Raw genomic sequence first — 22,288 nt, forward strand, 5'->3', positions numbered from 1 at the left:
CCTTCAAATTGTGTGAAGCGGGGAGAAAACTCGGCGAGAAAATGTCGCCGACAGACGGGAAATCATGATATCCCGTTTACTGGTCTGACCGCCAGCATTCGGCTCTCATCTGTCGCCGGGGCGGCGCCGCGTTGTCGCGTGTCCGGGATTGAATGTGACTAGGAGTAGCAAACGATGAAAGCATGGTTATTGCCGGGCTGTTTCCTGATGGTCGGGGCGCTCAGCCAGAGTGCCTGGGCGTTGACGCCGTGCCAGAGCGACACGGCGGTGGGTAGCTGGTGCGAGGCGGGGATCGAGACCCTGCACCCGACCCAGGGCGGGGTGGGGCAGCTGCAGGTGGATGAAACCCAGGCGACGCTGGCGGACATGAGTCCGAAGCAGCTCGACAAGCTGATGAAAAAGAAAGAGATCCCAGTGGTGATTGCGCCGGATGGCGGCTATTGGCTGGTGGACAGACATCACCTGACCAAGGCGCTCTGGCAGCAAGGAGTCAAGCAGGTGCGGGTCAAGGTGATCGGTCGCTTGCAGGATAAAGACAACTTCTGGAGCCAGATGCAGAACAACCACTGGGCCTGGCTCAAGGATGAGAAGGGGCTCCCCCTCACGCCGGAGCAGCTGCCGACCAGTATCGACAAGCTGCCTGACTACCCCTATCGCACTCTGGCGGGGTTGCTGCAGGATGCGGGTTACTTCAGCAAGCAGGATCAGGTCTACTTTGTCGAGTTCGCCTGGGCCAGCTGGCTCGGCAAGCAGATGCAGTGGATGCCGATAGACAGTGCCAATCTGGCGGCCCGGCTGCAGCAGGCCAAACGGCTTGCCTGTGGCAGCGATGCCAAAGATCTGCCCGGTTATCCCGGCCGGCAATGCAGCCTCAACCAGTCGAAAACGGCGAGCTGATAGCCAGACAACGAGAGAGGGCGACCCGTGGGTCGCCCTCTTTGTTATGCCTGTCTGCGCGTTATGGTGTCGCATCTGGCGCAGAAGCTTGGCTCTGCCAGGTGGCAGCCGCCTGTTCCAGCAGCGCCACATCGCCCTGCTGGATCAGTGGCAACAGGGCATTGACCTGTTCGTCCGGCCAATCCCACCAGGCGAGGGCCTGTAGCCGGGCTATCTCGCCCTCGGTGAAGCGCATCCGCACTATGGCCGCTGGCGTGCCCGCCACCATGGCGTAGGGGGGCACATCTTTGGTGACCAGCGCCCGGGCGGCGATGATGGCACCATCGCCGATGGTGACGCCGGGCATGATCATCGCCTCCATACCGATCCAGACATCGTTGCCGATGCGGGTATCGCCGGCAGGGCGGTAGCTGCGCTTGAGCGCCTCCAGATCAGCAAACGGATAGGTGCTGATGAAGGCGGTGTTGTGGGTGTGGTTGCCGCCCATGATGATCTTCACCCCGGCGGCAATCTGCACGTAGTCGCCGATATGGAGCTGGTCGATATGCCAGAGCGGCTCCCAGCCGGTATCGGGATGACGGCTGAAGCTGTCGCCATAGAGGTAGCGCACCACCTCCTGTTCGAAGGGGCCATCCCAGGCACCCGAGTAGTAGCTGTGTTGTCCCTTGAGGCGGATGTTGGGGTTGCTGACCGTCAGATGCAGATATTCGACCTGTGACCAGTGCTGGCAGGTTTTCATCCTGGTACTCCTTTGTTGAATGGATTTGATTGGTTGCGCTCGATGGAGCGCAGCTAATAGATCCAGACCAGCATGCGGGGCACGCAGAGCAGTGAGCAGCCCAGCATTTGGGGCAGACGGGGTCGCATTCGGGGTAAGCCCTGATATGGGAAATCGGTGGGATCATAAGGGCAATGATGGCGATTTGCCAACCTGCTGCGGAGATCCTGCACTAACCATCTGGTTGATATTTATTCTCAATTAGCCATCATTAACCTCCCGGTTTAGTCGGTGGGGGATAACGAAATGACACCAGAGAGTTGGCAGCGTTACATGCTGGAGGCGGAGCGGTCGTGGCAGTCCGGTTCGCTGGGGGCCGCCGTCTGCTTCTATCAGCAGGCGCTGGGGGATGTCTACGAGATGAGCGAGGTTGAGCTTGCCGAGCTGGCCAGCATGCGGGTCGCTACCTGCCACCGGCTGGCCGATTTCTGGCGGGCGATGGATGAACCCGCCTATGAGCTGCGTTATCTCAAGCTTGCCTCCGAGCTGGTGACGGCGCTGGTACCGCAGTGCCCCAACCGGGAGTGCGAGGCGCTGATCAGCGAGCTGGGCTGCTGCCGCGGCGCCCTGCTCGCCTTCTTGAAGCGCCACCCCAACCCCGAAATAGCCAAACTGATCCAGCTGCAGGACAAGGTACAGGGCTGCGAGCTGATCGGCCGTTTTCGCCTCAACTGACAGGCGTCGATCTCAGCTGCGGCGCTTGAGCTTTTGAGCGATGCGCTGCTGCGCCTCTTCCCCTTGCAGCGCCTGGGCGAAGGCGCGCGCCTCCAGATCGATGACGAAGTGGACCGCCTGTTTGAGCTCCTGTTTCAGCAGCGCCTTGCTCTTTTGCACCGCCCTGGGCGCCTTGGCTGCCAGCTTGAGCCCCTGCTCGCGGGCAAAGGGGAGCAGGACATCGGCCGCTACCACCTTGTTGGCGAGTCCGAGCCGCAGTGCCCCGTTGGCATCGATCGCCTCGGCCAGCAGCAACAGCTCGGCCGCCATGAGGTGACCCACCATGCGCGGCAGCAGCAGGCTGGAGGCGAACTCCGGCACCAGCCCCAGCTCGACGAAGGGGAGTTGCAGGCGGGCGTTATCCGCCAGATAGACCAGATCGCAGTGGAGCAGGATGGTGGTACCGATCCCCACCGCCGGGCCGCCGACCGCCGCAATCACCGGCTTGGGAAAGTCAGCCAGGGTGTGGAGGAACTGCAGGATGGGGTCATCGGGTTCCAGCGAGCTCTTGCCGACGAAATCGGCCAGATCATTGCCCGCGGTAAAGCAGTCGCTCTGACCCTGTAGCAGCAGGGCGTGCACCTCCTCATCGTTTGCCGCCTGTTGCAGGGCGCTCACCAACTGCTGATAGAGGGCGGTATTGAGGGCATTGCGCTTGTCGGGGCGGTTGAGCGTCAGGGTGAGCAAGCCATCCTGCTGCTCGGCGACGAGAATGGGGGCCATGTCTAAATCCTTGTTATTGAAGGGTGCACAAAGGTTACTGCCGGAGTAACCTTGGAGCCGTTTAACAACATCATAAAAGGATTTCAACCATGTTTAAACGTGCGTTTTATTCTCTGCTGGTGCTCGGCATGACGGCTCCCGCGCTGGCCAAGGTGGATGCGGTTGACGGCTATGTGCGTTTGCTGCCGCCGGGCTCTCCCAACACCGCCGCCTTCATGGTGCTCAAAAACGATGCCGACAAGCCGGTCAAGCTGGTAGCCGCAGCCTCTCCTGCGGCGGGTCGCGCCGAGCTGCATACCCACCTGCACGAGAATGGCGTGATGAAGATGCGTCAGGTCGAGAGCATCGAGATCCCGGCCAAGGGCGAAGTGGCGCTCAAACCCGGCAGCTTCCACATCATGCTGTTCGAGATTGGCGCTCTCTCCGAAAAAACGCCGATGCCGCTCACCCTGACCATGGATGATGGCGAGAAGCTGGAGCTCTCCCTGCCGGTCAAACCGATCGAGCCGATGGCCGGGATGAACATGAAGCATATGAAACACTGACATTTGTCGTCGCTTGTTCAGATTTGAGACTGGGTATTTTGGCTGCACCGGGTAAAATAGCGCTCTTTCCATGTATGCAAGAGGAAGTGAAGTGATGAAAAAGACGCTGATTGCCGGTGTTCTGTTTGCCCTGTGCAGCCAGGGTGCCATGGCCGCCAATGACTGGCGTTTCGCCGCCGGTGCCGATGTATGGAATGCCCAGGGCAGTGGTCAGGTTTATGGTGCCAGCACCAACTATGACGATCACTACAACTGGAACGGCTACCTGCAGCTGGAACACGGCATCATTTTCCTGCCGAACGCCAAGTTTGAGATCTCCGACTTCAGCACCTCCGGCGGCGCCTTCAAAAACGAGCTGACTGCCTACGATCTGAACCTCTACTACCGTCTGTTCAACAACGATCTGTTCAAGATCGATCTGGGTCTGACCGGTCGTTACTACGATGGCGAGCTGACCTCCTACGGTCGCAAGGGCTACGACAAGGACACCGTGATGGCCTACGCCGGTAGCGAACTCTACATCCCGAACACAGGTTTCGCCTTCTTCGGTGATCTGCGTACTCACGATGTGGACAACTATGACTACCGTCTGGGTGCCTCCTACAAGTTCTCCAACATGCCGGTCAAGCTGCGTGCCGGCTGGCGTGAAGCCAATGTGGACTTCGACAACGTCGACCAGCGTATCGACGGCTGGTTCATGGGCGGCGAATTCACCTTCTAATCTGAACCTCTGACGACAAGGAGAAGTAATGGGCTACATCATAGTGACGGGGGCCGGTTCCGGTCTGGGCCGCGCCTTGACCGCAGGGCTGGTTGAGCGGGGCCATCGGGTTGCCATGATGGGGCGCCGTTACGAGAAGCTGCAGGAGCAGGAGGATCTGCTCGGTCAGGCGGTGATCGGCATTGCCGCCGATCTCGCGCACCACGAAGAGGTGGAGATGGCGTTTGCCGCCGCCGTCGAGTGGGGCGGCCTGCCCGAGATGGTGATCCACTGCGCCGGGGTTGGTGAATTCGGCCCGGTCGGCATCTACACCGCCGAGCAGATCCGCAGTGTGGTGGAGAGCAATCTTGTCTCCACCATTCTGGTTGCCCAGCAGACGGTGCGCCTTATCGGCGAGAAAGGTGGGGTGCTGGCCAACGTGCTCTCCTCTGCCGCTCAGGTGGGCAAGGCCAACGAGAGTCTCTACTGCGCCTCCAAATGGGGGATGCGCGGCTTTCTGGAGTCGTTGCGCGCCGAGCTGAAAGGCTCGCCGCTGCGGCTGGTGAACCTCTACCCGAGCGGGATCCGCAGCGCCTTCTGGGACAACTCGGATCACGTCGACCCGACCCGTTTCATGACCCCGGAAGATGCCGCCGCCTACATGCTCGATGCGCTGGCGGCGCGTAGCAGCTGCCACGTGACCGATCTCTTTATCGGTCGCAACGAGTAGGCTCCTTGCCGCAATCCTCTTTGCTTTAGAAGAGAAGACAAACAAAAAGCGCGCCATCGGGCGCGCTTTTTTATATCGGGAAGAGGGTGGGCTTAGCGGCCCAGCTTGGCCTTGATCATGGCGACGATATCGCTGATGGCCACTTCCTGCTTCTCGCCGGTGCGGCGGCACTTGTACTCCACCACGCCGCTATCCATGCCGCGTTCGCCGATGACGATGCCGTGCGGCACGCCCAGCAGCTCCATGTCGGCGAACATCACGCCCGGGCGCTCTTTACGGTCGTCGAACAGCACGTCGACACCGGCCGCTTTCAGCTCGGCGTAGAACTGCTCGGCCAGCTCGGCAACACGCACGGACTTGTGCATGTTCATCGGCACGATGGCCACTTCGAACGGGGCGATGGCGTCCGGCCAGATGATGCCGTACTGGTCGTTGTTCTGCTCGATGGCAGCGGCCACCAGACGGGAAACCCCGATACCGTAGCAACCCATCTCCATGGTGACGGACTTGCCGCCTTCGTTCAGCACGCTCGCCTTCATCGCTTCGGAGTACTTGGTACCCAGCTGGAAGATGTGGCCCACTTCGATACCGCGCTTGAGCAGCAGCTTGCCCTGGCCGCACGGGCTCGGGTCGCCTTCTACTACGTTGCGCAGGTCGGCAACTTCGTAAGCGGTGATGTCGCGATCCCAGTTGGCACCGGTCAGGTGGAAACCGGTCTCGTTGGCGCCGGAGACGAAATCCGCCAGATGGGCGGCGCTGCGATCGACGATGATGCGACCGGCAAAGCCGACCGGGCCGATGGAGCCTGCGTCGCAACCGGCGGCCGCTTTGATCTGCTCGTCGTTGGCGAAGGTCAGCGGGTTGGCCACGCCAGCCAGTTTCTCGGCCTTGATTTCGTTCAGCTCGTGGTCGCCACGCAGTACCAGTGCGATGACGGCCTGCTTGCCGTGCTCATCTTCCTCTGCCAGTACCAGCAGGGTCTTGGCGATGGTGGTCGGCGCCACGTTCAGGAAGGCAGCCACTTCGTCGATGGTGTGGACGTTCGGGGTGGCAACCTTGGTCAGGGCAGCAGTGGCGGCAGCGCGCTCGCCGGCCGGCGCCAGCGCTTCGGCCATCTCGATGTTGGCGGCGTAATCTGATGTATCGGAGAAGGCGATCAAGTCTTCACCGCTCTCGGCCAGCACCTGGAATTCGTGGGAGCCGGTACCACCGATGGAGCCGGTATCGGCCTGCACCGGACGGAAGTTCAGACCCATGCGGGTGAACGCCTTGCAGTAGGCGGCGTGCATCTTCTCGTAGGTATCGACCAGAGATTCTTTGTCGATGTGGAAGGAGTAGGCATCCTTCATCAGGAATTCGCGGCCACGCATCACGCCGAAACGGGGGCGCACTTCGTCGCGGAATTTGGTCTGGATCTGGTAGAGGTTGAGCGGCAGCTGCTTGTAGCTGTTCACTTCGTAACGCACCAGCGCAGTGATCACCTCTTCGTGGGTCGGGCCCAGCACGAAGGGACGGTTGTGACGGTCGGTCAGGCGGCACAGCTCGGGACCGTAGTCATCCCAGCGGCCGGACTCCTGCCACAGCTCGGCGGGTTGCACCACCGGCATGGAGACTTCGATGGCACCAGCATTGTTCATCTCTTCGCGAACAATGTTCTCGATTTTCTTCAGTACCCGCAGACCGGTTGGCAACCAGGCATACATGCCGGAGGCCAGTTTACGGATCATCCCGGCGCGCAGCATCAGCTGGTGGCTGACAACTTCAGCGTCGGAGGGGGTTTCCTTGAGAGTGGAAAGCAGATATTGGCTGGTACGCATCGCGGTAGACCTTAGCTAGAACGGGCGCGGGGCCCAGGATAATTTCAAGGGCGGAATTTTAACAGGCTGGGCGTTGCGGCCCAAGGGCTAAATTTGCCGCAGCCGCGAAAGGGCTGCGCGGGCTGGCCATCTTGCGCGGATCGGAGGGGATGCCCGGCTGGCCATCATCAGCTTGCCGGAGGCGCATGTGACCGCAATTGGCTTGGTATAAGTAAAAATTTGGCCATTTCGGCAAAACCCATAAATTTAATTTATACCGCGCAGTTTGGCCCTGCAACGGGCCGCAGCTTGCCAGTGAGGGCTCGCTAAGGGGATTGGCCGATCCTGACGATGCAAATCTTGCCGCAGCCAGCGGGAACGGGGGCTGGCGGGGCCTTGCCCACGGGTCATTTGGCCGGGCTGCAAAAGCGGGACGGGTAGTACCACAACCATTGGGCTTTTAATGCCTGCAATTTGGCCGGATCTCCGCTAAACTCTGCCACCTTTTCGTGACGGGTCGGCCAAACCGGCCTCGTCGCCCCCTCTTTATTTGTACTTTTGGAGCCGCTCATGCCGCTAGTGGGACATCAACACCAGATCGAGATCCTGGAACTGACCGACAAAGGAGATGGCAAAGGACGCCTGTTCGACCGCCCCCTGTTTGTCGAAGGTCTGCTGCCGGGTGAGCAGGCGTTGGTCGAACTGACCGAGGTGAAGCCCAACTACCTGCACGGCAAGGTCGCCGAGCTGCTCCAGCCCTCCGCCGACCGGGTGGCAGACTTCTGCCCCAACACCGAGTGCGGTGGCTGTCAGGTGCGCCCGCTGGCCTATCCGGCCCAGCTCAAGCTCAAGCAGAGTCTGGTGCAGAGCGCCCTGGAGCAGGTCGGGCTGGGTGATGCCGTGGTCAATCCCATCCTCGGCATGGAGACCCCGTTCGCCTACCGCAACAAGGCGCAGTACGCGGTGCGCGGTTGTGATGCCGGTGCCGAGATCGGTTTTTATCGCAAGCACTCCCATGACCTCATCACCGCCGATGATTGCGCGGTGCAGGATTCGCTGCACGTGGAGCTGAACGCCCGGGTGCGCAACTGGATGCGCGCGCACGACATCGCTGCCTATGACGAGGTGAACCACACCGGCTGTGTGCGCAACCTGATGACCCGCAAGGGCTTCAAGAGCGGCGAGCTGATGGTGGTGCTGGTGACCCTGAGTGAGGAGCTGCCGTTTGAAGCCGAGCTGCTGGCGGCCCTGCAGGATCTGCCGATCACTACCCTGGTGCAGAACATCAACGAAGCGCGCACCAACCGCATTCTGGGCGATAACAACCGGGTGCTGCTGGGCAGCGGGGTGATCCGCGACAAGATCCACGAACTCGAATTCGAGATCTCGCCGCTCTCCTTCTTCCAGAACAACCCGAGCCAGACCGACGTGCTCTACTCCAAGGCGCTGGAGTATTGCGAGCTGACCGGTAACGAGACGGTGTTCGACATCTATTGCGGTATCGGCACCATCTCCCTGTTCCTGGCCGGCAAGGCCGCCAAGGTTGTCGGGATCGAGTCAGTCGAGAGCGCCATCAGCGACGCCCGTCGCAACGCCGCCCTCAACGGCATCGAGCAGACCGAGTTCCATGTCGGCAAGGCGGAGCAGCTGATGCCTGCCCTGCACGCCGAAGGGGTGAGCGCCGACGTGGTGGTGATGGATCCGCCGCGCAAAGGCTGTGACAAGGCCGTACTGCAGACCCTGGTGGCCATGGCGCCGCGCCGTCTGGTCTATGTCTCCTGCAACCCGCAGACCCTGGCCCGCGATCTCGCCTGGCTGGTCAAGCAGGGCTTCGTGCTGGACGAGGTGCAGCCGGTCGATATGTTCCCGCACTCCATGCACGTCGAAGCTGTCGCTCGCCTGAGCCTGCCCGCCAAGGCATAAGTCGCCTCTGACTTGCGCCCATAAAAAAACGACGCCTACTGGCGTCGTTTTTTGCTATCTGATGCTCGCAGCTTGCGGTGGTCAGCCCTGCTTGCGTACCTCGTCGGCAATCTGGTCGAGCAGCTGTTGCCAGCCCAGCCCCAGTTCGCTGACCAGCGCGTTGTAGCCATCGGCCGGTAGCACCCGCACCTGATTGAAGGGGGCTTCGCGCAGTACCGAGCCATCTTCCGCCAGCAGGCGCCAGCGTCCGCTCAGCACGGCGCGGCCATCGTGACGACCCTGAAAGCGCTCGACCAGTATGGTCAGCACCGGGCCCTTGCGGCCGCCATCCTGACGGACGACCCAGCCCGGCAGGCGGGTGGAGAGGCCGTTGAGGGTGAGCTGGTTGAGCTGATCGTCAAGCGAACCGGCCCAGCGGTGGTACTCGGCGAAGTGCAGCTCCTGCCCCTCCAGCTGATAGACCAGACTGATCCGGTCGAGCTGGCCCGCCAGTGCGATGGGGCGCAGCACCAGCTGGTGCTGCGGGGTAACCGGCACCGCCGCCGGTTGCTGGCTGTCGGCGGCGAGGGAGTAGTAGTGCAGCGCTGGCTGGGTGCCGCTGCACCCGGCCAGCAGGCCGGTCAGCGCCAGCGTCAGGATGAACTTTTTCATGGTGTGCCTCGCTTGGGTTCAGGGTCCCGGGGACGGACGCGATCGAAGATCAGCGAACTCGGCTGCTCGTTGAGAGAGTGCACCAGCGGCTGCAGCTCGCGCATCAGCTGGTTGAGGGTCTGCACCGACTGACGCAGATCCTGATTGGTTTGCGACTGGGCATCATAGGCCTGCAGGGTCTCCTGCAACTGCTTGAGGCTCTCGTTGAGCGAGGCCGGCAGCTGCTGGGTGGAGTCCTTGGCGGTGAGCTTGTCCAGATTGGCGCTGACCGCACTGATGTTGCGCAGGGTGCCATCCAGCGTCGAGAGCGAGCTGTTGACCTTGGTCAGGGTGGTGGCCATATCCATGTCGACAAACTTGTCGAGGATGAGGTTCACCTTGCGCTCGATCTGATCCAGCCCGCCCTGCACGGTCGGGAAGACCTGATAGCCGGCCAGCTTGACCTGATCGAAGCGCGGTGCGTCCGGATAGAAGTTGAGGTCGATGATCTTGCCGCCGGTCAGCAGGCTCGAGGTCTTGAGGCTGGCACGCAACCCCTCCTTGAACTGCTTGCTGAACAGGGCGCGCCACTGGTCCTTCTCCGCCTTGGCATAACGGTGGGAGAGACGCTGCACCTCGATGCGGGCCAGTACCGGGATCTGGCGGTTCTGGAAGATGCGAACCCCCTTCTCCTCGATCATGTAGGGCGCCGAGATGACGGTGCCGACCCGGATGCCGCGATACTGCACCGCCGCGCCCGGATGGAGACCCGCCACGTTGTCGTCGAACAGGAAGACGTAGTCGATGAACTGATCCAGACTACCGGCCAGCACGCTCGCCTCATCCTGGAACAGGGTGAACTCCTCGTGCTGCTTGACCGGATCACCCGGTGACCAGCCGGCAGGCAGGCCCATGGTGATGCCGCCGTCGATAAGGCTCTCCAGCGAATCCATCTTCACCTTCATCCCTTCACTGCTCATGGAGACCTCGAAGCCCGGGGTCAGCCAGAAGCGGGAGTTGCTGCTCACCAGAATGTCGTAGGGGGCGTTGATGAAGATCTGATACTGCATCTCGCTCTTTTCAGGCAGGAACTTCGCCTCTTCCACCTGACCTATGGTGAAGCCCTGATAGTTGATGGGCGAGCCCTCGCCAAGTGCCTTGGCTTCACGGCTGGAGAGGGTGAGGCGCAGCCCCTTGGCGTCCAGCGAGGCGAGCGGCGGCTTGTCGAGCATGGCGTACTCGTCGCGTGCCTTCCCTTTCTTGCCGGGGGAGAGCTCGATATAGGCGCCGGAGAGCAGGGTGCTCAGACCCGATACCCCTTCGCGACCCACTCTGGGTTTGACCACCCAGAACTTGCTGTCGCCGCGCAGCATGCTGGCGGCGTCGTTGGTCAGGCGGCCCTTGAGCACGGCGTGGCTGTAGTCATCGCTCAGCTGGACGGCATCGATGCGGCCGACGGTGACCTCGCGGGAGCGGATCTCCGTCTTGCCTGCCACTATGCCTTCGGCGGTGGCGACTGTCAGGGTGAAGCTCGGGCCCTGGGAGTACCAGTGCTGAAACAGCATCCAGAGACCGATGAACAGCGCCAGCAGGGGCACCATCCAGATTGCGGCGGCGGAGCTCAGAAAGTCAGAGCCCGGTTTCCACCTTGTTTTACGCTCACTCACGTTCGCGTTCTCCTTGTTGTAAATCCCAGATCAGGCGCGAGTCGAAGCTCATGGCGGCGACCATGGTGATCAGCACCACGCCTGCAAATGCGACGGCCGCAGGGCCGGGGTAGATGGTCATCAGGTTGTCGAGCCGGATCAGGCCCGCCAGAATGGCCACCACGAAGACGTCGATCATCGACCAGCGTCCGACAAATTCGGTCATCCGATAGAGCTTGAGCTTGCCGAGCGGCGACTCGGCATGGCCGCTCTGCACCATGTAACAGAGCCAGAACAGCGCCAGGATCTTCACCAGCGGCACGACCACGCTGGCAAAGAAGATGACGGCGGCGATGGGGTAGGAGCCCATCGCCCAGAGCAGCACCACGCCGCCGAGGATGGTGGAGGGGCTGTCATCGCCGAGAAAGACGGTGTCCATAATCGGGTAGACGTTGGCCGGGATGTAGAGAATGGCCGAGGTGATGAGCAGGGCCCAGGTGCGATTCAGGCCGCCCGGTTTGCGGGCATGCAGCTTGCCGCCGCAGCGCTGGCAGCTGTGGCTGCCCGCCTCGCTCAGGGCGCCGCAGATATGGCAGCCCACCAGACCCGATGCCATGGCGCCCGCTTCGGGATCGAGTTCACGCTGCTCGGTCGGGCCGAACAACCGTTGCCAGAGCCACATCCGATCCAGCGACGAGATGGTCTTGATGAGCAGGATGGTGTAACCGACGAAGGCCCAGAACGAGAGGCCCATCTGGATGTCGGCCATCCCCATCAGCTTGACCAGCGAGATGAGCACCCCCACCAGAAAGACATCTACCATCAGCCAGGGCTTGATACGGCAGAGCAGGCGGCCGAGAGAGCGCAGGGCGTGGCTGTGCAGGTCTTTGTCGAGGCGCCACAGTACCAGCATGATGGAGCTGATATAGACCAGCGGCAGACCGATCAGGGTGATGCTGAGCACGGCGCTGAGAAACAGATACCCTTCGTCCACCAGAGTCGAGATGCACTGGAGAAAGGTCATCTCCTGCCCGATCCCCTTGGCCGAGAAGGACATGAAGGTAAAGGAGTTGGAGAGCACGAACATGATGAGCGCCGCAAACCCGTAGGAGATGGGACGCAGCTCCTGTTGTGGCAGATGCTGGCTCAGGGTGTGACCGCAACGGGGGCAGTGGCTGGCTTCGCCCACCGCCAGCGGTGTGGCCGGGATCAGCAGGTCACACTCTTCGCAGGCGGTGTCGTCATGAACGTAGGTGGTATGGTGTTGGTGTGAAACCGGATGCAAGATAAAACCCCAGATTAGGCTCGCGAGAGAACCAGAGGGGCGATTATCGCAGTTGTACCGGTCAGCGACCAGTCCTGCGGCGGTGCGATTTGCGGGGCGGTGTGTGAGAATGACTTTGACAAGCCAGTGGCCATTTAGCACAATCAAACGCCACTTTTTTTCCGCGGGACAATAATTTATGACAACTGAATCCCCAAGCTACTCCACGATTGAGCAAGCCTTCTCCCTCGGGAACGGGCAAGATTCTGCCCTCAACTGGTTGCGTAAAAACCGCAGTCAGGTCGCCATTTTCCTGGTGAGCGGCATCAAGCTGGAGGGCACCATCAGCGGGTTTGACCAGTACAGCGTGCTGCTGACCGATGCACACGGCAACCAGCAGCTGGTCTACAAGGCCAAGATCTCCACCATCGCCATGCACACCGGCCGTCCGCAGGTGAACATCCAGCGTGCTCGCAAGCCGCGTGTCTCCATGGCGCCGCGTCCCCACGGTGCGCCGGGTCGCTATGACGACAATCAGGGCGGCGGCAACAACGAGTAATCGTACGTCACTGCCTGTCCGTTGACCGCCTGCTGCGTCAACGGCTGACGGGAGTTCCGCTCATTCTCCATCCTGTCCCGTATGAGCGCGGACTCCCGTTATCGCCCTGTCAGGGCGATAACGTTCACCTCATCAGAAGTCGATCCCTAGCGGTTTACCCTCTTTGACCATGCAGGTCTGCATACCCGCAGCCTCGCCCGCCTGTACGCCGATCCCGGTATCTTCAAACACCAGACAATCTGACGGTGCGACCCCCAACTTGCTGGCGACCAGCAGGAAGGTGTCCGGATTGGGTTTGTGCAGCTCCACGTCGTCGGCCGTCACCACCACCTGAAAATAGCGATCCAGCCCGGTATTGCGCAGCACCGCTTCGGCATTGACCCGGGGTGAGCCGGTGCCAATTCCCATCGGGATGGTGCCGTGATAGCGATCGAGCAGTGTCTGCATGGCTGGAAACACCGTCGCCTTGTGCAGGTTGGCCACGTAGTGGGCGGTCTTGCAGCGGGTCACCTCGAGCGGATCGAGGGGGATCTGCTGCTCTTCGGCGACCAGCAGCGCGATCTTGCGGCTCGGCATGCCACCCAGTTCATAGAACCAGTCGGCATCGAAACGAAAGCCAAACTCACGGGCAGTGTGCTCCCAGGCGGCGAGGTGCAGCGGCATGGAGTCGACCAAAGTGCCATCAAGGTCAAAGACCAGGCCTTGGAATCCGGAAAGGGTCATGGTGCTGGGTCTGTCTCTGAAAAAAGGGAGCCCATTCTAGCCAGTGGCTCCCCGGCTCGCCATCACCTAGCTGGTGAGAAACGCTTGCCCCCACATTTGTGCCTGAAAATAGATGGGGGTGAGTCTGGCCGGATCGAGCTGGTAGTGTGGGGCCAGCTGTGCCAGCAGAGCCCAGTTGCCCTGCTCGTAGGTGTTGACCAGCTGGAACAGGTGAAACAGCGGCCCCTCGCGCAGCTCGATGGCCCGTTTGACGTTAGTTGGCAGGTGGCGCTTCATCTCCTCCGACAGCAGGGAGGCATCCTGCACCAGCCCGACCAGAAAGGCCCAGCTGGCGTCAGCTTTACCGAGCGCCGTGAGGGCGATGAGCTCGCAGAAGCGGCCGCGAGCGATGGCCATCCGGGTACAGGCTTCGGGCATATGCTGGCTGGCTCTGGCCAGCCCGTTGATCAGCACGAATTTGCGGATCTCCTGCTCCCCCAGATAGGAGAGGGCGCGGGGCACCGAGGTGATGGGAGTGGCGTGATCGAAACCGGGGGCGTTGACATAGGTGAGCAGCAGGCCCGGTAGCCAGGCATCCTGCTCCAGCAGGCGGGCGACCTGGGCAAACGAGAACTCTTCGTGGCAGATGAGCTGGAGGATCTGCTGTACCAGCGCCATGTCGGGCTGCTGGGCGCGCTGGTTGACCAGCTCGGGACGGGCGAGAAAGCCGCCGGCGAAGAAATCGACCCCCGCCTCCCGCAAGGGGAGAAAGTCCTCCCACGCCTCGACGTTCAGCGCCATCCGCTTGTGATCGGTGGGCTGGCAGATCCCCTCTTCACCGGTCCAGAACACCAGCAGGCGGCTCGCGCCCAGCCAGCGGGCATCGCGATGGGCGCCATGCACGGCGAGCCGGCGCCGGCTGTCGCGCCACTGCTCCAGCACCGGAAAGGAGGTGGGTAGCCGTTCGCTGGATGCCTCGACCAGCGGGATGGTCTCCTGAGCAAACAGCAGGGGGCGTTGCTCATCGAGCTGTTCGTGGTTGAAGGGGAGCAGATATTGGCGCCCCTGCGCCAACAGGTGGCTATGTTGGGCCAGTGCGGGCCATTCGGCCGGTGAGCTGAGCTGATAGTCGATGCCGTAGGCCACCAGAGCCAGGCGACGGTTGAAGATGGGATAGCGACGCAACAGCATGGGATCACCGATAAGCCAGTGTGCGGGCCCTCCCTTCTGATTTGGCGTGGTAGAGCGCCTGGTCGGCCTGTTCGGTCAGGCTCTGCCATGCCTCGTCCTGGGAGGGGACCAGATAGCTAAAGCCTATGCTAACCGTAATGAAATCAGCAACTCGGGATGCTGGATGTGGCAGGTGCAGGCGGGCTAGTCCCTCGTGAATCCGCTCCGCCAGCTGCTCCGCTTCACCGGGTTGCGGTGCGCAGAGCAGGATGACGAACTCCTCCCCGCCATAGCGAGCCACCAGATTGGTGCGGCGGCGTTCCGCCTCCTGTAGCACCCGGGCCACCTGCTGGAGGCACTCATCCCCCTTGGCGTGGCCAAAGTGATCGTTGTAGCCCTTGAACTCGTCTACATCGATCATCAGTACGGCCAGCAGGCTCTGGGTGCGTCTTGCCCACTCCCACTCCCGTTGCATGGTGATATCCCACTGGCGCCGGTTGGCGATGCCGGTGAGGGGATCTTCCAGCGACAGCAGGGAAAGGCGCCGGTTGGCCTCCTCCAGCGCACGGTTGGTCTCGGCCAGCTGCATGGTGCGTTCGGCAACCCGCTCCTCCAGCTCGCGATTGAGCCGCTCCAGCTGCTCCTGGGTGCGCTGGCGGATCAGCAGTTGTGACAGGATGGCGGCGTACTGTTTGAAGATCTCGCTCTGATAGGCTTTGAGCGGGCGGTGCCACAGCAGGTTGTCTGCTGCAATCCAGCCGATGGGGATGGCGCCATCCCAGAGCGATACCATGGCGTTCCAGCCCTGTCCCACCTGCTGTTTCTCGTAGTAGAGAGGGGTATCCTCCAGTACCAGCACGTAATCCTTGCGCTTGAGCGCCTCCTGCACCGTGGGGTGATCCGGGATGGGGCTGACAAAGTCGTGTTCGTCCACCAGCTCTCCCTCTTCACTGGTGCCCCAGGTACCGCGCATGGTCTTGCCGTCGGGCTCGATGAGAAAGATGGCGACCCGGTCAAATTGCAGCTCCTTGCGTGCCAGCAGCACGGCATCACGCAGTAACTGGTTCTCGCTGCGGCTACGGGAGAGAGTGACGCTGACCATGTGCAGTGCCTGCAGCATGGTGAGGAAGGAGCCCTGCAGCGCCTGACTCTGCACCAGATCGGTCTGGGTATGCAGCCGCTGGTCCCGCTCCTGATCAACCTGATCTGCGAGCAGGTGGTTGCTAAGTTCGGCGGTCAGGTAGTGGATCAGCAGCTGGATCCCCTGACGCTGATGGCGGGAGAGGCGATCGATCCGGCGGTGGGTTTCGAGGTAGATGACCCCTTCCAGCTTCAAGTGACGTTTGAGGGGGAAGCAGGCGCGCAGACGAGGAGGCTGGGGCTCCGATTCATCCCGCTCGTCCGGAGGCTGGTGGACCGGCTCGATCATCAGCTGGCCCTGATGAATCGCCTTGTCGATCAAGGTGTGGGGCAGGGGCAACGCATCCAGATGGGCGAGATCGAGCGTGGTCAGCCCCTGCTCCAGCTGGAAGCGGTAGAGTTTCGGTTCGGGGGATTTCAGCCAGAGATAGAGGTAGTCGGCATCTGTCTTGTCACGAATGGTAGCGAGGCTGACTTCGCATAACTGGGCAAAGTTGGTGAAGTGTTCCGGATCCCATTCCTGCATGCCAATATCCCTTTGGGTCTAACCCCGCGAGTATATATAGAGTCCGTTTAATTTATTGATTGAAATGTCAAAATGGAGATCCAGAGCCCAGATTTTGGCTCCTTTTATGGTGCGTGATGACGGGCTTTGCATGGGGCTATTAACTGTTACGGGTAACAGCAATCAGTGGCCGGTTGGCAGGGAGATTTGAAGGATTATGAAAAGAAGAGCCCGCACAGTGGCGGGCTCTGGAGAGGGGGATTTATTCCGCCTTGCTGGCTTCATCGGCCGGTGCCGCGGCGTTATCAGCATTGTTCTCGGCGACCGGCGCTTCCGGTGCCGGTCCAGGCACCAGATCTACCGCCGGTTTGGCGATAAGGGAGCGGGTCTCTTCCACCGCTTCGGTCAGCTTCACCTCGATGATTTGGCCCAGCTCGTAGACCACCTCGGCCTTGTCCAGATAGACGCGGCCGTTGTCCCAGTTGCACTCCAGTCGATCCTTGTTGTCGAGGATGTGACGGGCAGGCATGAAGACCACGGCGCCGTTCTCCTGCAGACGCAGCTTGAGACCGGCACGCATCACGTCGATGATCTCGGCGTTGAACACCTGATCGGTGCCCGCGGCGGCTTTCAGATAACGGACATAGAGCCAGTCGCCGATGTCGCGCTCCACCATGCGGTGCAGACGGCGGCAGGCGGTCAGATGCTCGGTGAGCTCGGTGCTCGGGCGCTCGCCCGGGGTCTTGCCGGCGATAACGGCTTTAAGCAGACGATGGTTGACCATATCGCCGTACTTGCGAATAGGTGACGTCCAGGTGGCGTAGGCATCCAGACCCAGGCCGTAGTGGGCGCCCGGCTCGGAGGACATCAGCGCATAGCTCTGGAAACGGCGGATCTTGCCATCCAGCCAGCGGGTGTCGAGGTTGTCGATCCAGCGGCGCAGGGCACAGAAGCCGGAGAGGCTGGCGATCTCGTCGCGCTCGAACGGGGCTTCGGCACTCTTCAGCAGGTCGATGGCGCCGTCGAGGGACTCTTCGTCAAAGCCGGTGTGAACGTTGAAGATGCCGTAACCGACGCTCTTGCCCAGCACGCGACCGGCGCAGATGTTGGCGGCGATCATCGACTCTTCCACCATGCGGTTGGCGATGCGTCGTGGCTCGACGTGGATAGCCAGCACTTCGCCATTTTCGCCCAGCTCGAAGTCGTAGTCGGGTCTGTCCGGGAATACCAGCGCATGTTCGGTGCGCCACTTGATGCGCGCTTCGGTCATCGCCTTCATCAGCGGCAGCTGGGCCAGCACGCCGGCGTCGATGGCCAGCTCTTTGCCATGCTCAGCCCAGTCGGAGACGTCGTCATAGTTGAGACGGGCGTGGGAGCAGATGCGGGCGGCGAAGAACTCGGTCTCCTCCAGCAGCAGACCATCTTCGGCGATCAGCAGACGGGCGCACAGGGTGTTGCGCTCCTCGCCCTCCTTCAGGGAGCAGAGCTCGTCGGAGAGGGTGCGCGGGATCATCGGCACGTTGCGGCCCGGCATGTAGACGGTGAAGGCGCGCTGGGCGGCTTCCTTGTCCAGCTCGCTCCCTTCGGCCACATAGGCGGTCGGGTCGGCGATGGCGACCAGCAGCTCCCAGCCGTTATCCAGCTTGGTGATGGCCAGCGCATCGTCCATGTCCTTGGTCTTGGCACCGTCGATGGTGAAGAAAGGCACCTTGGTCAGGTCACGACGGGGCAGCTCCTCCTCTTCGATCACCTTCCACTCCGGCAAGTCAGCCGGTTCGACCTGGGCCAGGTTGTGGCGCGCCAGCACCACCCACCAGGGCACGTTGTGATCTTCCTGTGCGGCGATCTTCTGGGTGATCTCGGCAGAGAAGTTGCCGTCGACCAGCGCATGGCGCTTGAGGGTGGCGACCACCCAGTCCCCTTCCTTGAACTCTTTTTCGTCCAGACCCTTCTTGACGCGGGCCTTGATGGCATCCTTGATCAGCGGGTGGTCGGCGACCACGTTGAGACGGTCGCGGAACATCTTGACCCGGGCCACGAAGCGGGTGACGGACTGCTCCAGCAGGGCATCCGGCTCGGCCACTTCCTTCTCTTTTTCGGTACGGATCAGGGCGCTCACCCGGTCACCGTGCATCACCTTCTTCATGTAGGGAGGCGGCACGAAATAGCTGGTCTTCTCATCGACCTCCAGAAAGCCGAAGCCCCGATCGGAGGCGCGGATAACACCCTCTTTCTTGGGGATGTTTTCGCGGATTTGTTGCTTGAGCTGGGCCAGCAGCGGATTGTCTTGGAACATAAGTGAGGAACCTGAAGTGAAAACCTGGGTGGAGACCTGATGAAGGATCGCCCAGCACTATACGTTTTTAGCCCTGCAAAGCCAAGGTGAATGGCCTGCTCAGCGTGGTTTCAACTGCGATCTGGCATGGTCGATGAGACGTTGGGATAGCTGCTTGTGTACCCCCTTTTCCAGTACCCAGCGGTGCCAGTAGAGGCGTTCCGTCAGGACATGGTCGGGACTGAGGTTGAGCAGTGATCCGCCAGCCAGCTGACCTCTGATCTGCAATTCGGGGATGAGACAATAGGCCAGGCCCTGTTCGGCCATGGCGACGAAGGCCTCGGATGAGTGAACCGTGTGGCAGGGATAACCGCCGGGCTCCAGTCCGAAGTGTTGCGCCATAAAGCTGACATGCATGTCGTCGCGTTGATCGAAGGCCACTGCCGGAGCCTTGGCCAGCGCCTCCCGGGTCAGACCGTGGGGAAAGTGGCGCGCCACGAACGCGGGGCTGGCGGTAAGCAGATAGTTCATTTCGCCCAGCTCATCGACGCAGCAACCAGCCAGTGGCTGGGGGCTCAGGCTGACGGCGCCGAAGGCTTGGCCCTCGCGAACCTTGTCGAGGGTGCGGATCTCGTCATCTACCAACAGATTGAGTTCGATGGGATGCTGCTCCAGCAAGGGAGCGATAGCGGGCAGAAACCAGGTGGCCAGGCTATCGGCATTGACGGCGATGCTGATCCGGATGGGGGCTTTTGGCGTGGCGGGGGCCAGTTCGCCGGCCAGCTCAAGTTCGAGCTGGTGCACCTGACGATAGTGAGCCAGCAGCTTTTCCCCCAGCGGGGTTGCCTGCAACGGCTGACTGCGTATGAGCAGCGGTTCGGCAAATTGCTGCTCCAGCTGCTTGATGCGTTGAGAGATAGCCGATTGGGTGATGTGCAGCGACCTGGCTGCACGCTCGAAATTCTGCTCCTGCAACACGGCATCCAGTGCCCGCAGCAGTTTGTAATCCAGCTCTTTCATCCCTCATCCTCCCCTCAGCGCAGAGCCCAACTCTACGTGACTGCGCCGGGGACAACAACGGCGAGAGATGGCGCCATTCTGGCGGTGCTGTGATATCTGACAGTGGTAGAGGAGCCTTTTGGGGCAGATACTGGGCTCGTCGCGCTGGCAGCCCGGCGCGGAGTCATGGCGAGCCATTTGTCCCGGGGCGGGCTCCCGGGATTTTTTATGCTTGAGGGGTCAGTTCAGGCTGCTGATAGTGGCTGCTTTGATAGTTACCCTTGAGTGGCTGCGATACTGCCCGGGCGAAACGTTCATCGAGATGAAAGCGAATGCCAACCCCGCGAACTGCGCCCAGATCTACCGCCTGACGGTGACCAAGGCGTTCGATTGGAAGGCCAAGGCGTCGGAAAATGCGCTCTACCGGCAGGCTGACCACTGCGACCAGTTCGCGGATCCCGTGAGCGATTGCGAAAGCGTAGACTTCGCGAAAGATAACGCAGGTCAGTTCGTTGACTCCGCTTCCCATGCTGGGTGCACGGCTTGCATCTATGGCCAAACGGGTTAGCTCCCAGACATCGGAACTGCGTGGCGCATTTTCGCCAGCCAGTGCCGTCGGGAATATCGTTGGTAGCATGTAGGCTTCGGCACAGTTGAGCATGCGGATACAGCCGCAAACACCTTCGCTATCTTCGATCAGCACCCAGTGCGTATCTGGTGAATCGAAGCTGTCACGTTCCAGTCCACGACGCGATTCGACATCCCACCCGAGGCGTTCTGAAAAGACGCTGTTGCGAAAGCGATAGAGTTCGTTCTCCACCTCGTTTCGTGGGTGTTCTCTCATTTTTCCAGTGAAAACAAACATTATGAACTCTCCATTACTCTATTCAGCGTTATAATCGGGGCCTGGTCAGGGGGACTACCACATGAAACGCGACCAACTGCTTGAATACCTCGAACACTTCACATCGGCCACAGATGGCAACCGCTTGGCTGAGCTGATCGGGCGCTTCACTATCGAAATGGGTTATGACTACTATCGTTTTGCCTTGATCATTCCCATGTCTATGCAAAGACCGAAGGTTGTGCTGTTTAATCAGTGCCCTGACTCCTGGGTGCAGGCCTATACCGAAAACAACATGCTGGCATGCGACCCCGTGATTCAGCTGGCGCGCAAACAGACATTACCCATCTACTGGAATCGCCTTGATGAACGAGCCCGCTTTTTACAAGAGGGGAGTATGGATGTGATGGGCATGGCTGCCGAATTCGGGCTGCGCAATGGCCTCTCTTTCCCTCTTCATGGCGCTGCTGGCGAAAACGGCATTCTCTCTTTCATCACTTCCGAGCGGGCATCAAGTGACTTGCTGCTGGAGTCCTCGCCAGTTCTCTCCTGGATGTCCAATTACATCTTTGAAGCGGCTATACGGGTAGTGCGTTACAACATGGTGGAAACTTCGTACCCGGAGACTTTGACTGAACGCGAGACCGAGTGTCTTTTCTGGGCCAGTGAAGGGAAAACCTCGAGTGAAATTGCCTGCATTCTCGGCATCACCGAGCGAACGGTGAATTACCATCTCAATCAGGTCACTCGTAAAACCGGCTCCATGAACCGCTATCAAGCGATTGCAAAAGGCGTCAGCAGCGGGATTCTGTTGCCCAACCTGGAACAGGTGGTCGTGACAAACTTTCCACTCGCACTGCAGTAAAACCCTACGACCTTGGTGGTAGCGATGGATTCTCCTGCTGCAATTGGAGGGTCACAATTGTCAGATCCTGTAATTGACAAGATGGCTTGATAAGAGAGTGGATATTCGAGATTAAGAAATCATTAGGAAAATGAATAAATCAGTAAATCCATGAATTTCTCTGGATAGACGCTCATCGCTATAGTGCCGTTTATTCCCAATTTCAGACGGTGCTTTTCATGTTCACTACTACTCTGCAAGGCTTTACCCTTGGCCTTGCCATGATCATTCCCATCGGTGCCCAGAACGCCTTTGTGCTTAGCCGCGGCATTCATCGTAACCACCATCTGCTGACCGCAACGCTCTGCAGCTTCTGCGATCTCATCCTGATCGGGATCGGCGTATTTGGTGGTGCTACTGTCCTATCTGCAAGCCCCATCGGGATGGCGCTGCTGACCTGGGGCGGAGTGCTGTTTCTCTCCTGGTTCGGTGTGCGATCCCTGCGCAGTGCCTGGCGTGGTTCTCAGGTCGGGCTTGCTGACTCGCCCCAGCAAATGGGGGCAAAGAGTGTGCTCGCCATGACCCTTGGCGTTACCTTGCTCAATCCCCATGTTTATCTCGATACCCTGATGCTGCTCGGTTCAGTCGGTAGTCAGGTCACTGACTCATTGCGCCCGGCATTTGCCGCAGGTGCCATGCTGGCCTCGCTGGTATGGTTTTACTCACTGGCTCTGGGGGCTGCAGCTCTAGCCCCTTGGCTGACCAAGGGGAGGGTGCAGCAGGGGATCGATCTGCTGGTCGGCATCATCATGCTGATCCTGGCGCTACAACTGGCCAGAGGGAGTTAACTCATCCAGATAAAAAGATGCCACTCGCAGGGAGTGGCATCTTGGTTGTTAAGAGG

General features: G+C 60.7%; 21 protein-coding genes. 9 read left to right on the plus strand and 12 right to left on the minus strand.

Going from position 1 to position 22,288, the window contains the following annotated elements; translation table 11 throughout:
* Positions 1-174 precede the first annotated feature (174 nt).
* Entirely contained in the window at positions 175-897 is a 723-nt protein-coding gene (locus tag NOM67_RS12395) for a ParB-like protein (RefSeq protein ID WP_203974782.1), read from the plus strand.
* A gap of 61 nt (positions 898-958) precedes the next feature.
* Here the strand turns inward: NOM67_RS12395 and NOM67_RS12400 are convergent, their stop codons facing one another.
* Positions 959-1,636 (minus strand): CatB-related O-acetyltransferase, encoded by a 678-nt coding sequence (locus NOM67_RS12400; protein WP_255937470.1) that lies wholly within the window; start codon positions 1,634-1,636, stop codon positions 959-961.
* 285 nt (positions 1,637-1,921) lie between these two features.
* On the opposite strand from NOM67_RS12400, the gene NOM67_RS12405 reads away from it, so the two are divergent.
* On the plus strand, positions 1,922-2,350 hold the full coding sequence (locus NOM67_RS12405; protein WP_033115108.1) for a DUF2753 family protein: 429 nt from the start codon (positions 1,922-1,924) through the stop codon (positions 2,348-2,350).
* 12 nt (positions 2,351-2,362) lie between these two features.
* Here the strand turns inward: NOM67_RS12405 and NOM67_RS12410 are convergent, their stop codons facing one another.
* A complete protein-coding gene (locus NOM67_RS12410; RefSeq protein WP_255937471.1) occupies positions 2,363-3,112 on the minus strand; it encodes an enoyl-CoA hydratase-related protein in 750 nt (249 codons plus the stop codon).
* 89 nt (positions 3,113-3,201) lie between these two features.
* Here NOM67_RS12410 and NOM67_RS12415 point away from each other — a divergent pair, with 89 nt between their 5' ends.
* From NOM67_RS12415 to NOM67_RS12425, 3 genes are all read left to right on the plus strand, one after another.
* Positions 3,202-3,657: a copper chaperone PCu(A)C gene (locus NOM67_RS12415; RefSeq protein WP_042032588.1), complete on the plus strand. Its 456-nt coding sequence runs from the start codon at positions 3,202-3,204 to the stop codon at positions 3,655-3,657.
* 94 nt (positions 3,658-3,751) lie between these two features.
* Positions 3,752-4,378, plus strand: a complete 627-nt coding sequence (locus NOM67_RS12420) for a TIGR04219 family outer membrane beta-barrel protein (protein WP_033115111.1) — start codon at positions 3,752-3,754, stop codon at positions 4,376-4,378.
* Between the two features lie 28 nt (positions 4,379-4,406).
* Complete coding sequence (locus NOM67_RS12425; protein ID WP_156853603.1) at positions 4,407-5,087, plus strand: SDR family oxidoreductase; 681 nt, start codon at positions 4,407-4,409, stop codon at positions 5,085-5,087.
* Between the two features lie 92 nt (positions 5,088-5,179).
* Here the strand turns inward: NOM67_RS12425 and NOM67_RS12430 are convergent, their stop codons facing one another.
* A complete protein-coding gene (locus tag NOM67_RS12430; RefSeq protein WP_255937472.1) occupies positions 5,180-6,904 on the minus strand; it encodes a proline--tRNA ligase in 1,725 nt (574 codons plus the stop codon).
* Between the two features lie 549 nt (positions 6,905-7,453).
* Between NOM67_RS12430 and rlmD the strand changes: the two genes are divergently transcribed.
* Positions 7,454-8,806, plus strand: coding sequence for a 23S rRNA (uracil(1939)-C(5))-methyltransferase RlmD (gene rlmD, locus NOM67_RS12435; RefSeq protein WP_043849707.1), 1,353 nt, complete (start codon positions 7,454-7,456; stop codon positions 8,804-8,806).
* Positions 8,807-8,887: 81 nt separating this feature from the next.
* On the opposite strand, the gene NOM67_RS12440 is transcribed toward rlmD, so the two are convergent.
* The 3 genes from NOM67_RS12440 to NOM67_RS12450 are packed head-to-tail and all read right to left on the minus strand — an operon-like array spanning position 8,888 to position 12,367.
* Positions 8,888-9,457 carry a membrane integrity-associated transporter subunit PqiC gene (locus NOM67_RS12440; protein WP_255937475.1) on the minus strand — a complete coding sequence of 190 codons (570 nt, stop codon included), beginning with the start codon at positions 9,455-9,457 and terminating at the stop codon, positions 8,888-8,890.
* A complete protein-coding gene (gene pqiB / locus NOM67_RS12445) occupies positions 9,454-11,103 on the minus strand; it encodes an intermembrane transport protein PqiB (protein WP_041209196.1) in 1,650 nt (549 codons plus the stop codon). Before pqiB ends, NOM67_RS12440 begins: the two co-directional genes overlap by 4 nt.
* Positions 11,096-12,367 (minus strand): paraquat-inducible protein A, encoded by a 1,272-nt coding sequence (locus NOM67_RS12450; RefSeq protein WP_255937478.1) that lies wholly within the window; start codon positions 12,365-12,367, stop codon positions 11,096-11,098. Before NOM67_RS12450 ends, pqiB begins: the two co-directional genes overlap by 8 nt.
* Positions 12,368-12,545: 178 nt before the next feature.
* On the opposite strand from NOM67_RS12450, the gene hfq reads away from it, so the two are divergent.
* Positions 12,546-12,905 (plus strand): RNA chaperone Hfq, encoded by a 360-nt coding sequence (hfq, locus tag NOM67_RS12455; RefSeq protein ID WP_005335772.1) that lies wholly within the window; start codon positions 12,546-12,548, stop codon positions 12,903-12,905.
* Between the two features lie 132 nt (positions 12,906-13,037).
* Here the strand turns inward: hfq and NOM67_RS12460 are convergent, their stop codons facing one another.
* From NOM67_RS12460 to NOM67_RS12485, 6 genes are all read right to left on the minus strand, one after another.
* Positions 13,038-13,628, minus strand: a complete 591-nt coding sequence (locus NOM67_RS12460) for an HAD family phosphatase (protein WP_255937480.1) — start codon at positions 13,626-13,628, stop codon at positions 13,038-13,040.
* Between the two features lie 66 nt (positions 13,629-13,694).
* Entirely contained in the window at positions 13,695-14,798 is a 1,104-nt protein-coding gene (locus NOM67_RS12465; protein ID WP_255937483.1) for an EAL and HDOD domain-containing protein, read from the minus strand.
* Between the two features lie 4 nt (positions 14,799-14,802).
* Positions 14,803-16,443: a sensor domain-containing diguanylate cyclase gene (locus NOM67_RS12470; RefSeq protein WP_043849712.1), complete on the minus strand. Its 1,641-nt coding sequence runs from the start codon at positions 16,441-16,443 to the stop codon at positions 14,803-14,805.
* A gap of 241 nt (positions 16,444-16,684) precedes the next feature.
* The gene (locus NOM67_RS12475) at positions 16,685-18,718 is read right to left on the minus strand and encodes an exoribonuclease II (RefSeq protein ID WP_255937504.1); all 2,034 of its coding nucleotides are present in this window, start codon (positions 18,716-18,718) and stop codon (positions 16,685-16,687) included.
* A gap of 99 nt (positions 18,719-18,817) precedes the next feature.
* On the minus strand, positions 18,818-19,717 hold the full coding sequence (locus NOM67_RS12480; RefSeq protein WP_255937506.1) for a LysR family transcriptional regulator ArgP: 900 nt from the start codon (positions 19,715-19,717) through the stop codon (positions 18,818-18,820).
* 205 nt (positions 19,718-19,922) lie between these two features.
* Positions 19,923-20,561: an acyl-homoserine-lactone synthase gene (locus NOM67_RS12485; RefSeq protein ID WP_041209189.1), complete on the minus strand. Its 639-nt coding sequence runs from the start codon at positions 20,559-20,561 to the stop codon at positions 19,923-19,925.
* A 61-nt stretch (positions 20,562-20,622) separates the two neighbouring features.
* Between NOM67_RS12485 and NOM67_RS12490 the strand changes: the two genes are divergently transcribed.
* Together NOM67_RS12490 and lysE are read left to right on the plus strand one after the other, a co-directional pair.
* Positions 20,623-21,405, plus strand: a complete 783-nt coding sequence (locus tag NOM67_RS12490) for a LuxR family transcriptional regulator (RefSeq protein ID WP_041209188.1) — start codon at positions 20,623-20,625, stop codon at positions 21,403-21,405.
* 218 nt (positions 21,406-21,623) lie between these two features.
* A complete protein-coding gene (lysE, locus tag NOM67_RS12495; RefSeq protein WP_255937509.1) occupies positions 21,624-22,232 on the plus strand; it encodes an L-lysine exporter in 609 nt (202 codons plus the stop codon).
* The last annotated feature ends 56 nt before the right edge of the window (positions 22,233-22,288 follow it).

Origin of the sequence: Aeromonas sp. SG16 (assembly GCF_024436135.1) — a bacterium.
GTDB classification, from domain to species: Bacteria; Pseudomonadota; Gammaproteobacteria; order Enterobacterales; family Aeromonadaceae; genus Aeromonas; species Aeromonas jandaei.

What these genes read in the sequence shown, in the direction of transcription:
- NOM67_RS12475 (WP_255937504.1), bottom strand. Translation starts at nt 18,718, where the DNA reads ATGTTCCAAGACAATCCGCTGCTGGCCCAGCTCAAGCAACAAATCCGC.
- NOM67_RS12425 (WP_156853603.1), top strand. Translation starts at nt 4,407, where the DNA reads ATGGGCTACATCATAGTGACGGGGGCCGGTTCCGGTCTGGGCCGCGCC.
- NOM67_RS12460 (WP_255937480.1), bottom strand. Translation starts at nt 13,628, where the DNA reads ATGACCCTTTCCGGATTCCAAGGCCTGGTCTTTGACCTTGATGGCACT.
- NOM67_RS12400 (WP_255937470.1), bottom strand. Translation starts at nt 1,636, where the DNA reads ATGAAAACCTGCCAGCACTGGTCACAGGTCGAATATCTGCATCTGACG.
- NOM67_RS12470 (WP_043849712.1), bottom strand. Translation starts at nt 16,443, where the DNA reads ATGCAGGAATGGGATCCGGAACACTTCACCAACTTTGCCCAGTTATGC.
- NOM67_RS12405 (WP_033115108.1), top strand. Translation starts at nt 1,922, where the DNA reads ATGACACCAGAGAGTTGGCAGCGTTACATGCTGGAGGCGGAGCGGTCG.
- NOM67_RS12440 (WP_255937475.1), bottom strand. Translation starts at nt 9,457, where the DNA reads ATGAAAAAGTTCATCCTGACGCTGGCGCTGACCGGCCTGCTGGCCGGG.
- NOM67_RS12410 (WP_255937471.1), bottom strand. Translation starts at nt 3,112, where the DNA reads ATGGCCCCCATTCTCGTCGCCGAGCAGCAGGATGGCTTGCTCACCCTG.
- NOM67_RS12485 (WP_041209189.1), bottom strand. Translation starts at nt 20,561, where the DNA reads ATGTTTGTTTTCACTGGAAAAATGAGAGAACACCCACGAAACGAGGTG.
- NOM67_RS12490 (WP_041209188.1), top strand. Translation starts at nt 20,623, where the DNA reads ATGAAACGCGACCAACTGCTTGAATACCTCGAACACTTCACATCGGCC.
- NOM67_RS12415 (WP_042032588.1), top strand. Translation starts at nt 3,202, where the DNA reads ATGTTTAAACGTGCGTTTTATTCTCTGCTGGTGCTCGGCATGACGGCT.
- NOM67_RS12420 (WP_033115111.1), top strand. Translation starts at nt 3,752, where the DNA reads ATGAAAAAGACGCTGATTGCCGGTGTTCTGTTTGCCCTGTGCAGCCAG.
- lysE (WP_255937509.1), top strand. Translation starts at nt 21,624, where the DNA reads ATGTTCACTACTACTCTGCAAGGCTTTACCCTTGGCCTTGCCATGATC.
- NOM67_RS12430 (WP_255937472.1), bottom strand. Translation starts at nt 6,904, where the DNA reads ATGCGTACCAGCCAATATCTGCTTTCCACTCTCAAGGAAACCCCCTCC.
- NOM67_RS12465 (WP_255937483.1), bottom strand. Translation starts at nt 14,798, where the DNA reads ATGCTGTTGCGTCGCTATCCCATCTTCAACCGTCGCCTGGCTCTGGTG.
- NOM67_RS12480 (WP_255937506.1), bottom strand. Translation starts at nt 19,717, where the DNA reads ATGAAAGAGCTGGATTACAAACTGCTGCGGGCACTGGATGCCGTGTTG.
- rlmD (WP_043849707.1), top strand. Translation starts at nt 7,454, where the DNA reads ATGCCGCTAGTGGGACATCAACACCAGATCGAGATCCTGGAACTGACC.
- hfq (WP_005335772.1), top strand. Translation starts at nt 12,546, where the DNA reads ATGACAACTGAATCCCCAAGCTACTCCACGATTGAGCAAGCCTTCTCC.
- NOM67_RS12395 (WP_203974782.1), top strand. Translation starts at nt 175, where the DNA reads ATGAAAGCATGGTTATTGCCGGGCTGTTTCCTGATGGTCGGGGCGCTC.